Here is a 12,064-nt window from a genome sequence, read left to right as displayed (position 1 = left end):
GGCCCCCGCCCGCGGCGTCCCGCCTACCGCCGTTGGGGCCCACCTCCTGGCCAGGAGGTGGGCCCCTACGTCGTACGGCGTCAGTCCGTGATGGACGGCTTCTCCCGGCGTTCCTTGCCGCCGGAGTTCCCGGAGGATCCGCTGTTGCCCGAACCGCCGCCCAGGCCACCGAAGTTGCCCATCGCGCCGCTCAGCCCCTTGAGGGCGTCGCCGATCTCGCTGGGCACGATCCAGAGCTTGTTGGCGTCGCCCTCGGCGATCTTCGGGAGCATCTGGAGGTACTGGTAGGAGAGGAGCTTCTGGTCCGGGTCTCCGGCGTGGATGGCCTCGAAGACCGTACGGACGGCCTGGGCCTCGCCCTCGGCGCGCAGGGCCGCGGCCTTGGCCTCACCCTCGGCGCGGAGGATCGCGGACTGCTTCTCACCCTCGGCGGTGAGGATCTGCGACTGCCGGATGCCTTCCGCGGTGAGGATCGCGGCGCGCTTGTCGCGGTCGGCGCGCATCTGCTTCTCCATCGAGTCCTGGATGGAGGTGGGCGGCTCGATCGCCTTGAGTTCGACGCGGTTGACGCGGATGCCCCACTTGCCGGTGGCCTCGTCGAGGACTCCGCGCAGGGCCGCGTTGATCTCCTCGCGGGAGGTCAGGGTCCGCTCCAGGTCCATGCCGCCGATGATGTTGCGCAGCGTGGTGACGGTGAGCTGCTCGATCGCCTGGATGTAGCTGGCGACCTCGTACGTCGCGGCGCGCGCGTCGGTGACCTGGTAGTAGATGACCGTGTCGATGTTGACGACCAGGTTGTCCTGGGTGATCACCGGCTGGGGCGGGAAGGGGACGACCTGTTCACGCAGGTCGATGCGGTTGCGGATCGAGTCTATGAACGGGACGACGATGTTGAGGCCGGCGTTCAGTGTCCGCGTGTAGCGGCCGAAGCGTTCGACGATGGCGGCGCTGGCCTGTGGGATGACCTGGATGGTCTTGATCAGGGCGATGAAGACCAACACCACCAGAATGATCAGGACGATGATGATCGGTTCCATCGATGCTCCCCGTACCCTTCTCCACTCGGTAATTCCGAAAGATCTTATGGCTGTTGAAGATCTTGCTGGACGAGTCTGACAGAACGTCGTCTGCCGCGTGGGGCGTTCGGTTCACTTGTGTTGTCCGAGGTCACATGACGATCGCCGTGGCTCCGTCGATGTCGACCACATCGACTTCCTGGCCCACCTCGTAGGCCTGTCCGGAGTCGAGGGAGCGTGCCGACCAGATCTCTCCGGCGAGCTTGATCCTGCCGTCGCCCGAACCGTCCACGCGCTCCAGGACGATGGCCTGCCTGCCCTTCAACGCGTCGATGCCGGAGGCGAGTTGGGGCCGCTGCGCGCTGTGCCGGGCCGCGATGGGGCGTACGACCGCGATGAGGGCGACCGAGACGACGACGAAGACGAGGACCTGGGCGACGATGCCGCCGCCGAGCCCCGCCACGACCGATGCCGCCACCGCCCCCACGGCGAACATGCCGAACTCCGGCATCGCCGTCACCACGAGCGGGATGCCCAGTCCTGCGGCGCCGATCAGCCACCACACCCATGCGTCGATGTCGTCCACGTGGTCATGGTAGGACCGCGCTCCTCCCGCGGACAGGGCGCACGATCAACTCGCCTGCTCCTGACGGGATCTGCGCGTCCGTGCGCCCGGGGCCGTCAGGCCATCGGAAGGCCCTGCGCGGTCCAGCGCTCGCCGACCTGCTCGACGACGAGCGGGAGGCCGAAGCAGAGCGAGAGGTTGCGCGAGGTCAGTTCGAGCTCCAGGGGTCCGGCCGCGAGCACCTTGCCCTGACGGATCATCAGGACGTGGGTGAAGCCGGGAGCGATCTCCTCGACGTGGTGCGTGACCATGATCATGGAGGGGGCGATCGGGTCGCGGGCGAGGCGGCCGAGGCGGCGTACGAGGTCCTCGCGGCCGCCGAGGTCCAGGCCGGCGGCGGGCTCGTCGAGGAGGAGGAGCTCGGGGTCGGTCATCAGCGCGCGGGCGATCAGGGTGCGCTTGCGCTCGCCCTCGGACAGCGTGCCGAACCTGCGGTCCAGGTACTCGCTCATGCCGAGTCGGTCGAGGAAGGCGCGGGCGCGCCGCTCGTCGATGTCCTCGTAGTCCTCGTTCCAGCCGGCGGTCATGCCGTAGGCGGCGGTGAGGACGGTCTGCAGGACGGTCTGGCGCTTGGGGAGCTTCTCGGCGAGCGCGATGCCGGCGATGCCGATGCGCGGACGGAGCTCGAAGACGTCGACCTTGCCGAGGGTCTCACCGAGGATGGTGGCGGTACCCGCGCTGGGGAAGAGGTAGCTGGAGGCGACGTTGAGCAGGGTCGTCTTCCCGGCGCCGTTGGGACCGAGGATGACCCAGCGCTCCCCCTCCTTGACCGACCAGGAGACCTGGTCCACCAGAGCCCGGCCCTCGCGGACCACGGATACGTCCTCCAGCTCCAGTACATCGCTCATGAGCGCGTTGTCTCCCATTGCAGTCTCGGCCGTCGCTTACGTCTGTGGACGCAGCCCCCAGGGAAAACCTACGCCACCGGTCGGCCACACCGATCCATCGGCCGGTCCTTAGGGTGGAGGCATGCTCTCGGAACCACGCTCAGGACAACTGGCCGCATGGGGAAATGCCCTATTGGCCGGACTTGTTTCTCCGGACGACGCCGTGCTCGCCATCGTCGGTGACGACGCCGTGCACCGGGTCGAGGGGCTGCCGGGCGAGACGGGGCCCGTCGGGCTCACGCTCGCCCTCGGCCGGCTGCGCGCGCTCGGGGTGACCGGGCTGCGGGTGGCGCTGCCCGCGCCGGGCCACCCCCTCGGACTCAGCGGCCCTCCCGCCTTCAACGCGCGCGCCCTCGAAGCCGAGGAGGCCGTCGTGTGCCACGGCTCGGCGCTGGGGCTCGTCCCGGAGGTGTACGAGGCCGGGCCCGAGGGTGATGTGCACGTCGAGGTCGTCTGGCACTGTCTCGCCGTACGCGAGGCGCCGCCCGCCGACGTGCCCTCGCTCGGGGAGGCCGAGCGGGAACTCGCGGAGGCCCTGCGTGACGCGACGGCGGTGTTGTCGCGGCTGGACGTGGCCGGGTCGGGGCCGGTGGCCGAGGCGGCGGTGGACGCGTACCGAGCACGGGCCGAGCGCGGCCGGGAAGTACTGGCCCCCGGGTACCCGCCGCGTGCGGTGCGCGTGCTGGAGCTGGCCCAGCGGGTGGGGCTGCTGATCTCGGTCGCCTACGAGAACGGGCACGGCGGCGCGGTGAGCGCCTCGGAGATGGCCGCTCGGGCCGAGGCGCTGCGGCCGGTGGAGCGGACGGCGCGGCGGGCACAGGTGGCCGCGTACAACGCGTTCGTGGAGGAGCGGGAGCGGGGCGTCCGCTGAGTCGGCCCGCTGCGTGACTCCAGCGCCTGTCGGCGACCTTCACAGGGATACGGGCGTCGGGTCACCGGACCGTTCCGGCCCTCACTGGCGGGCGGACGCCGGCGTGCGTGGTGTCGGGCCGGGGCCGGGGACGCGGAAGAGCCCCGCGAATCGTTTCCGTTCGCGGGGCTCTTCCAGGTGGTGCGTCAGCCGTTGACGCCGGCGTTGCCGAAGGCCGGGTTGAGCAGGCCGATGACGTTGATGGAGTTGCCCACGACGTTCACCGGGATGTGGACCGGGACCTGCGCGACGTTGCCCGAGGCGACGCCCGGCGACCCGATGGCCGCACCCTCGGCACCCGAGTCGGCGACAGCGGCACCCGCGGAAGCGCCAGCGGCGATACCGGCGACGGTGATGGCCAGGGCGGCCTTCTTGGCGATGTTCATGAGAAGCGTTCCTCCTGCGTATACGGATCCGACCCGGCCCGCGGGTCGTACGCTGAGCAACGCCGGGGAGGCCGGGACGGCACGGGAGGCCGTCACGATTGCCCCGTTCGATGCATTCCACTGATGAGTGGACAAGCAGACCGGCCCCCGGGGAATCCCCAGGGGCCGGTGGTCACGACCGTCCGGTGGCGGACCTCAGCGGTTGAAGCCGAGGTTGCCGAACGCCGGGTTCAGCACGCCGATGACGTTCACGCTGTTGCCGACCGCGTTCACCGGGACGTGGACAGGGGCCTGGATGGTGTTGCCGGAGATGACACCCGGGGAACCCACGGCCTTGCCGACCGCCAGCGATCCGTCGGAGGCCGAGGCCATACCGGCGCCGGCGGCGACCAGGCCACCGGCGACCATCGCGACAGCGGTGACCTTCTTCAGGTTCTTCACTTCTGAAACCCCTCCTAGCGAACACTGCGGCAGGTCGCCGCAGCACGCACTGGAGAACGGCGGCACCCCTCGGAGGTTGCGCCGTTCGGGGGACATACACCCGACGGTATGAATCTCATTCCGGACCGGAACCCGCCCGTGGGCGCGCGGCCAGGAAAGCGCGCGAAAGGCGCGCCGGAGCACGGATCCGCTGGTGACAGGCCCGGGACGATCAGCCCGCGATGCCGTTCCGGACGGCCCAGAGCGCGGCCTGGGTGCGGTCGGCGAGATCGAGCTTCATCAGGATGTTCGAGACATGGGTCTTCACCGTCTTCTCGGAGAGGACCAGGGCGCGGGCGATCTCCCGGTTGGAGCGGCCGTCCGCGATCAGCACGAGCACCTCGCGCTCCCGCTCGGTGAGCGAACCTCCCCTTCCCTGGCCCGAGTTCGCCTCCTCCTGGGACAACAGGGCGCCCGCGACCTCGGGTTGCAGGAGGATGTGCCCCGCGTGGACGGAGCGGATGGCGCCGGCCAGCGCGTCGGGGTCCACGTCCTTGTACACGTACCCGGCGGCGCCCGCTCGCAGGGCGGGCACCACCGTGCGCTGCTCGGTGAAGCTGGTGACGATCAACACGCGGGCCGGGTTGGCGAGTTCGCGGAGCTTGCGCAAGGCGTCGATGCCGTCCATGCCCGGCATCTTCACGTCCATCAGGACGACGTCGGGCTTCAGCTCCTCGGCGCGTGCGACGCCTTCGGCGCCGTCGGACGCCTCTCCCACGACCTCGATGTCGTCCTGCACCTCCAGGAAGGTGCGCAGGCCGCGGCGGACGACCTGGTGGTCGTCGACGAGCAGCACCTTGATTGCGTCAGCCACCAGGGACCTCCATCTCGATCGTGGTGCCCTTTCCGGGCGCCGATTCCACGGTGAGTGTGCCGCCGACCCCGCTCGCCCGGTCCCGCATCGACACCAGGCCGAGGTGGCGGCCGGCGTTGCGTGTCGCGGTGGGGTCGAAGCCGCTGCCGTCGTCGACGACCGACAGGACGGCTCCGGGGCCGCGCTTCTCCACGGTGACGTCGACGCGCGCGGCGCCGGAGTGGCGCAGCGCGTTGTGCAGTGCCTCCTGGGCCACGCGCAGCATCGCCTCCTCCTGTGAGGCGGGCAGCGCCCGGACGCCGCGGCCGACGAAGGTGACGCGCGCGGAGTGGGCGCGGTCGAGGACGTGTATATGGGTGCGCAGGGTGGCGACGAGGCCGTCCTCGTCGAGTGCGGCGGGACGCAACTCGACGACGGCGGCGCGCAGTTCGTCGGCGGCCTCGGCGGCGAGGGCCGCCACGTGCTGGAGTTCGCCCTTGGCCCGGGAGGGGTCCCGGTCGACGAGGGTGGCGGCGGCCTGGGCGGTGAGGCGCAGCGAGAACAGCTTCTGGCTGACGGCGTCGTGCAGCTCGTGCGCGAGGCGGGAGCGCTCCTCGGCGATGGTCAGCTCGCGGCTGCGTTCGTAGAGGCGGGCGTTGGTGAGGGCGATCGCGGCGTGCTGGGCGAGGATGGTGAGCAGTTCCTCGTCGTCCTCGGTGAAGCCGCAGGCGCTCGCCTCCGACGGGGTGGAGCCGTCCCCCGTGGTGCGCCGCTTGTTCGCCAGGAAGAGCGCGCCGATCGTCTCGTCGCCGTCGCGGATGGGCAGTCCGAGGAAGTCGGACATGTCGGGGTGGGCGGAGGGCCAGCCCTCGAAGCGGGGGTCCTTGCGCACGTCGGCGAGGCGCTCGGGGCGGGCCTCGCTCAGCATCGCGGCGAGGATGCCGTGCTGGCGCGGGAGCGGGCCGATGGCCTTCCACTGGGCGTCGCTGACGCCGTCGACGACGAACTGGGCGAAGCCCCCGTGGTCGTCGGGCACGCCGAGGGCCGCGTACTGCGCGTCGAGCAGTTCGCGGGCCGAGGCGACGATCGTCTTGAGGACGTCGCGCACTTCGAGGTGCCGGCTCATGGCCAGCAGCGCGGTGCTCACCGCGTACAGGCCCGACCGGGGTCCTTGGCTCATGACCCCAACGTACCGGCGGCCGGTGACACCGCGTATCGGGCCGGTGATGGCGCCGACCTGGGTCGTTGTACCTAGGACCGGTCCGGCCCCTCGCCTCGCCGGACCTAGGACGAAGGGACCCGGATCACTGCGGCCCGCGTACGAGGCGGCCGGGCGGGTCCCGTTCCTAGCGTGAGGGCATCCGCCGGAGGGCGGGTCATGGACGAGGGGACGGACGTCATGCCGGTAGCGATCATCACGGGGGCCTCGAAGGGACTGGGACGGGCGCTGGGCGCGGCCTTGGCGGAGCGCGGCTGGGATCTGGTGCTGGACGCCAGAACGGCCGAGGTGCTGGAGAGGACGGCGGTGGACCTGTCCGCGTACGGAACGCGGGTGGAGGCGTTGCCCGGGGATGTGACGGACGCCGGCCACCGTGCCGCTCTCGTCGCGGCGGCCGGGAGGCTGGGCGGGGTCGACCTGCTGGTGAACAACGCGAGCGCACTGGGCGCCGAGCCGCTGGTGCGTCTGGAGGAGCTGGGTCTGGGCGGGCTGCGGCGTGCGCTGGAGGTCAACGTGGTCGCGGCGCTGGGCCTGGTCCAGGAGGCGCTGCCCCTGCTGCGGGCGGCGCGGGCGGGTGCGGTCGTCGCGGTCAGTTCGGACGCGGCGGCGGAGGCGTACGAGACCTGGGGCGGTTACGGGGCCTCGAAGGCCGCGCTCGACCATCTGTCGGCGGTGCTCGGTGAGGAGGAGCCCGGGCTGCGGGTCTGGGCCGTGGACCCCGGGGACATGGGAACGGACCTGTACCGGGCGGCCGTGCCGGACGACGAGGGTCCGCGGCCGGCGCCGGACCGGGTGGTCCCGGCGTTCCTGCGGCTGCTCGACGAACGGCCGGCCAGTGGGCGCTACGCCGCTCCGGCCCTGCTGGAGGAGCGATGACGACGGCCATGGGGGTGCCTCCGGTCGGGCGTGGCCGGACATGGGGAGAGGTTCCGGAGGAGTTGTCGGCGCGGGTGCCGGCCGAGCAGCGGGGCGCGGGGAGCGACCGGGACTCCGTACGGCTGCTGGTGTCGCGCGGTTGCGCGGTGTCGCATCACGCGTTCGTGGAGCTGCCGCGGCAGCTCGCGGCCGGGGACCTGCTGATCGTGAACACGTCGGCCACCCTGGCGGCGGCCGTGGACGGGCGGGTCGGGCACGCGCGCGTGGTGGTGCACTTCTCGACGCGCGGGGACGACGGGCGGTGGGCCGTCGAGCTGCGGGATCCGGACGGGGCGGGCACCACGCGTGCGCGTGCGGGCGGCCCCGCGGGGACAGAGGTGCGGCTGCCGGGGGACGTACGCCTCGTCCTGGAGGAGCCGCTGAGCGCGCGCGGGCCACGGCTGTGGTGGGCGCGGGTTCCGGGCGGTGGGGACGTGCTGGGGCTGCTGCGGCGGCACGGGCGGCCCATCCGCTACTCCTACACGGATCGGGACCAGCCGCTGTCCGTGTACCAGACGGTGTTCGCGCTGCCCTCGGACGACGGGGCGGGCAGCGCGGAGATGCCGAGTGCGGCGCGTCCCTTCACCGCGCGCATGGTGGCGGAGCTGGTGAGCCGGGGGGTGCAGTTCGCGCCGGTCACGCTGCACACGGGGGTGGCGTCGGCGGAGGCGCACGAGCCGCCGTATCCGGAGCCGTACGCCGTGCCGGAGGCGTCGGCCCGGCTGATCAACGCGGCGCGGGCCGGTGGGGGCCGGATCGTGGCGGTCGGTACGACGGCCGTGCGGGCCGTGGAGTCCGCGGCGGGGCCGGACGGGCTGGTGCGGGCGGCGCGGGGCTGGACGGACCTGGTGGTGACCCCGGAGCGGGGGGTACGGGTCGTCGACGGGCTGCTGACCGGGCTGCACGAGCCGGAGGCCTCGCATCTCCTGATGCTGGAGGCGGTCGCCGGAAGGGCTGCCGTCGACCGCAGCTACGAGGCCGCGCTGGCCGGGCACTACCTCTGGCACGAGTTCGGCGACGTGCACCTCATCCTCCCGGAGGAGGCCCCTCACAGAGAGCGTTGCGCCCGCAACTCTTGGTGAGATCGCAACGCCCCCGATGTGAGCCCGCACATAGGGTGCACATCACGTACGAACGGACATAGGAGACAAGCAGACCCTAGATGAGCGGGGCAGACATGCCAGTCTGCCCCGTTTTGCCCTTTCCGTCTCCACTACCTGGCTTCGTACGTCACACCTTTGCCACAGCATTTTGCGGCCGCTAAGAATTGCCCTCGTCGCTCAGCGCCTCGGGTTCTGCCCCGGGGTGTTCGTCCGGAAACGCAATGAAGCAATGTCCCCTCGGACCGCGAGCGACCTCCGCGCTATTCGAAGAGGTCTCAGTCATGCCCAAGAACATCACCACTCCTGGACATAGTCCGAAGCTGACCAAGCTCCACAAGCTTTCGATCGCCGGCGTGGCCACCCTCGGTGCCGCCACCCTCGCGTTCTCCCTGGTGCCGGACAACTCCCACACCACCACGAACGACGCTGCCGTCTCCACCGCGAAGGTCGCCTACAGCGACAAGCAGATCAAGGACGTCAAGGCCAGCGTCACCGACCAGCTGGCCGGCGCGGACCTGAAGGCCCAGGCCGTCGCCGCGAAGAAGAAGGCGGCCGACGCCGCCGCGGCGAAGAAGAAGGCGGCCGAGGCGGCCGCCGCGAAGAAGAAGGCAGCCGCGAAGAAGGCCGCCCAGGCGCGCACCAAGGCCGCCGCGAGCCGCTCCTCCGAGCGGATCAAGGTCCAGCCCGTCGCCGCCAAGACCTACGCGAACAACCTCGACGGCTGGATCCGCGAGTCCCTGGACATCATGAAGTCGAAGGGCATCCCGGGCTCCTACAACGGGCTGCACCGCAACATCCTGCGTGAGTCCTCGGGCAACCCGAAGGCCATCAACGACTGGGACATCAACGCCATCAACGGCATCCCGTCGAAGGGTCTGCTGCAGGTCATCCCGCCGACCTTCACCGCCTACCACGTGGCCGGCACGTCGTGGAACATCTACGACCCGGTCGCCAACATCACCGCCGCCGCCAACTACGCGGCCGACAAGTACGGCTCGATGGACAACGTCAACAGCGCGTACTGAGGGCCGAGCGCGGAGCTCCCGTCACAGACGCCGAAGGGCGGCACCCCGAACCGGGGTGCCGCCCTCGCGCCCTCCTCGGACGCGGAACCTACTTGCGCATGACCTCGGGCTCGTGGCGGCGCAGGAAGCGGGCCACGAGGAACCCGCAGGCGATACCGAGCGCGATCAGCGCGACCATGTCCAGGGCCCAGGCCCCCGCCGTGTGGTCCCACAGCGGGTCCGTGTTCGACGGATCGTCCTGGTTCGGGAAGATGTTGTTGAAGTCCAGCGTCGTACCGGACGCGGCGACCGCCCAGCGGGCCGGCATCAGATACGAGAACTGGTTGACACCCGGAGTGCCGTTCAGGATGAACAGGCAGCCGGTGAAGACGACCTGGACGATCGCGAACATGACCAGCAGCGGCATCGTCTTCTCGGCGGTCTTCACCAGCGAGGAGATGACCAGGCCGAACATCATCGACGCGAAGCCCAGCGCCATGATCGGGATGGTCAGCTCGACCTTGGGCAGGCTCTTGAGGATCAGGCCCTCGTCCGGGACCGTACGGCTGCCGAAGCCGATCGCGCCGACCAGGGCACCCTGGAACAGCGTGACCACTCCGAGGACGATCACCTTCGACATCAGGTACGCGGACCGTGACAGACCGGTCGCCCGTTCCCGCTCGTAGATCACCCGTTCCTTGATCAGCTCACGGACGGAGTTGGCCGCGCCCGCGAAGCACGCGCCGACCGCGAGGATCAGCAGCACCGTCGTGGCCGTGCCGTTCGCGACATGGACGCCCGAGGGCAGCACCTTGTCGTTGACCAGCAGGGTCTTGCCGCTGTCGATGAGCAGGCTCACCGAGCCCAGCACCGCCGGCAGGATCACCGTCAGCGCCAGGAAGCCCTTGTCGGACGCGATGACCGAGGCGTAGCGCCGGATCAGCGTCGTCAGCTGGGATCCCCAGCTCTGCGGCTTCGGCGGCTTCATCGCCTGCGCCGACGGCATCTGCGTCGACTGCGGGGCGACGGCGTCGATGTCCGCGGCGTACATCTGGTAGTGCTGCGAGCCCTTCCAGCGGCCCGCCCAGTCGTAGTCGCGGTAGTTCTCGAACGCCGAGAAGACGTCGGCCCAGGTCTCGTAGCCGAAGAAGTTCAGCGCCTCCTCCGGCGGGCCGAAGTAGGCCACGGCGCCGCCGGGCGCCATCACGAGGAGCTTGTCGCAGATCGCCAGCTCGGCCACCGAGTGCGTGACGACCAGGACCGTACGGCCGTCGTCGGCGAGGCCGCGCAGCAGCTGCATGACGTCGCGGTCCATGCCCGGGTCGAGACCGGAGGTCGGCTCGTCCAGGAAGATCAGCGACGGCTTGGTCAGCAGCTCAAGTGCCACCGACACCCGCTTGCGCTGGCCGCCGGAGAGGGAGGTGACCTTCTTCTCCTTGTGGACGTCCAGCTTCAGCTCGCGCAGGACCTCGTCTATCCGGGCCTCGCGCTCCTGACCCGTGGTGTCCGCGGGGAAGCGCAGCTTGGCCGCGTACTTGAGGGCCTTCTTGACGGTCAGCTCCTTGTGCAGGATGTCGTCCTGCGGAACCAGACCGATGCGCTGCCGCAGCTCGGCGAACTGCTTGTACAGGTTTCGGTTGTCGTAGAGCACGTCGCCCTGGTTGGCCGGGCGGTAGCCCGTGAGCGCCTTCAGGAGCGTCGACTTGCCGGAGCCCGACGGGCCGATCACCGCGACGAGCGACTTCTCCGGCACGCCGAACGAGACGTCCTTGAGGATCTGCTTGCCGCCGTCGACGGTCACCGTCAGATGGCGGGCCGAGAAGGACACCTCACCGGTGTCGACGAACTCCTCGAGACGGTCCCCCACCAGCCGGAAGGTGGAGTGGCCGACGCCGACGATGTCGTTCGGGCCGAGCAGCGTCGAGCCGCCCTTGGCGATCGGCATGCCGTTGACGTACGTGCCGTTGTGCGAGCCGAGGTCGCGGATCTCGAAGCGGCCGTCCGGCGTCGCGTGGAACTCGGCGTGGTGCCGGGAGACCTGGAGGTCCGAGACCACCAGCTCGTTCTCCAGCGCACGGCCGATGCGCATCACGCGTCCCAGCGAGAACTGGTGGAACGTCGTCGGGCTGCGGTCGCCGTAGACCGGCGGCGCCCCCGCGCCCCCACCCGGTCCCTGCTGCTGCGGGATGCCCGCCGCCTGCCGCGGCGGCTGCTGCCCGCCCTGGCCCGGAGCCTGCTGCGGCGTCGGCTGCTGAGCCCAGCCGGGGCCCGCGCCCTGCGCCGCGTAAGGCTGTTGCGGCTGTGCGACCGAGGCCGCCGTGCCGGACAGGCTCACCCGCGGACCGTCGGTCCCGTTGCCGAGGTGCACCGCCGAACCGGGGCCGACCTCCGTCTGGTGGACGCGCTGCCCCTGTACGAACGTGCCGTTGGTGCTCCCGTGGTCGTCGATGACCCAACTGCGGCCGTTCCAGCTGATCGTGGCGTGACGCCAGGACACCCTGGCGTCGTCGACCACGATGTCCCCCTGCGGATCGCGTCCGAGGGCGTAGGACCTGGAGGCGTCGAGCGTCCAGGTCCGTCCATTCAATTCCAGTACGAGTTCCGGCACTCCAGCCCCACTGTGTTGTCCCCCGAGTTACCCCCAACACAGGGAGTCTAGGGATGTCGAACATCGTGGGGAACTATTTCAGTAGGAGCCCCCTGACCGAAAGTCGGGCCATGTGAAG

12 protein-coding genes are annotated in these 12,064 nt (G+C 70.4%); 4 read left to right on the top strand and 8 right to left on the bottom strand.

Annotation, left to right across the window (positions count from 1 at the left end; translation table 11 throughout):
* Positions 1 to 80: 80 nt before the first annotated feature.
* The 3 genes from AB0C62_RS27495 to AB0C62_RS27485 form a co-directional block, all read right to left on the bottom strand.
* Positions 81 to 1,037 (bottom strand): SPFH domain-containing protein, encoded by a 957-nt coding sequence (locus AB0C62_RS27495; protein WP_362977532.1) that lies wholly within the window; start codon positions 1,035 to 1,037, stop codon positions 81 to 83.
* 130 nt (positions 1,038 to 1,167) lie between these two features.
* Positions 1,168 to 1,602, bottom strand: coding sequence for an NfeD family protein (locus AB0C62_RS27490; RefSeq protein WP_362977530.1), 435 nt, complete (start codon positions 1,600 to 1,602; stop codon positions 1,168 to 1,170).
* A gap of 95 nt (positions 1,603 to 1,697) precedes the next feature.
* Positions 1,698 to 2,489: an ABC transporter ATP-binding protein gene (locus tag AB0C62_RS27485; protein WP_362977528.1), complete on the bottom strand. Its 792-nt coding sequence runs from the start codon at positions 2,487 to 2,489 to the stop codon at positions 1,698 to 1,700.
* A 121-nt stretch (positions 2,490 to 2,610) separates the two neighbouring features.
* Between AB0C62_RS27485 and AB0C62_RS27480 the strand changes: the two genes are divergently transcribed.
* Positions 2,611 to 3,399, top strand: a complete 789-nt coding sequence (locus AB0C62_RS27480; protein ID WP_362977526.1) for a hypothetical protein — start codon at positions 2,611 to 2,613, stop codon at positions 3,397 to 3,399.
* Positions 3,400 to 3,584: 185 nt separating this feature from the next.
* On the opposite strand, the gene AB0C62_RS27475 is transcribed toward AB0C62_RS27480, so the two are convergent.
* From AB0C62_RS27475 to AB0C62_RS27460, 4 genes are all read right to left on the bottom strand, one after another.
* A complete protein-coding gene (locus tag AB0C62_RS27475; RefSeq protein ID WP_362977524.1) occupies positions 3,585 to 3,824 on the bottom strand; it encodes a chaplin in 240 nt (79 codons plus the stop codon).
* Positions 3,825 to 4,019: 195 nt separating this feature from the next.
* Positions 4,020 to 4,265 carry a chaplin gene (locus AB0C62_RS27470; protein WP_362977522.1) on the bottom strand — a complete coding sequence of 82 codons (246 nt, stop codon included), beginning with the start codon at positions 4,263 to 4,265 and terminating at the stop codon, positions 4,020 to 4,022.
* A gap of 211 nt (positions 4,266 to 4,476) precedes the next feature.
* Entirely contained in the window at positions 4,477 to 5,118 is a 642-nt protein-coding gene (locus tag AB0C62_RS27465) for a response regulator transcription factor (protein ID WP_362977520.1), read from the bottom strand.
* Complete coding sequence (locus AB0C62_RS27460) at positions 5,111 to 6,277, bottom strand: GAF domain-containing sensor histidine kinase (protein ID WP_362977518.1); 1,167 nt, start codon at positions 6,275 to 6,277, stop codon at positions 5,111 to 5,113. Before AB0C62_RS27460 ends, AB0C62_RS27465 begins: the two co-directional genes overlap by 8 nt.
* Positions 6,278 to 6,496: 219 nt before the next feature.
* Between AB0C62_RS27460 and AB0C62_RS27455 the strand changes: the two genes are divergently transcribed.
* From AB0C62_RS27455 to AB0C62_RS27445, 3 genes are all read left to right on the top strand, one after another.
* Positions 6,497 to 7,192, top strand: a complete 696-nt coding sequence (locus AB0C62_RS27455) for an SDR family NAD(P)-dependent oxidoreductase (protein ID WP_362977540.1) — start codon at positions 6,497 to 6,499, stop codon at positions 7,190 to 7,192.
* Positions 7,189 to 8,313 (top strand): S-adenosylmethionine:tRNA ribosyltransferase-isomerase, encoded by a 1,125-nt coding sequence (locus AB0C62_RS27450; protein WP_362977516.1) that lies wholly within the window; start codon positions 7,189 to 7,191, stop codon positions 8,311 to 8,313. The genes AB0C62_RS27455 and AB0C62_RS27450 overlap by 4 nt, the downstream gene beginning before the upstream one ends.
* 302 nt (positions 8,314 to 8,615) lie before the next feature.
* Entirely contained in the window at positions 8,616 to 9,359 is a 744-nt protein-coding gene (locus AB0C62_RS27445; protein WP_362977514.1) for a transglycosylase SLT domain-containing protein, read from the top strand.
* Positions 9,360 to 9,447: 88 nt separating this feature from the next.
* Here AB0C62_RS27445 and AB0C62_RS27440 read toward each other — a convergent pair whose 3' ends face one another.
* Positions 9,448 to 11,946, bottom strand: a complete 2,499-nt coding sequence (locus AB0C62_RS27440; protein WP_362977512.1) for an FHA domain-containing protein — start codon at positions 11,944 to 11,946, stop codon at positions 9,448 to 9,450.
* Positions 11,947 to 12,064: the final 118 nt, after the last annotated feature.

This window comes from Streptomyces sp. NPDC048643 (assembly GCF_040650615.1).
Lineage (GTDB): Bacteria > Actinomycetota > Actinomycetes > Streptomycetales > Streptomycetaceae > Streptomyces.
Note: the sequence above shows the minus strand (reverse complement) of the source record. Positions and strands in the feature narration are given on the sequence as shown.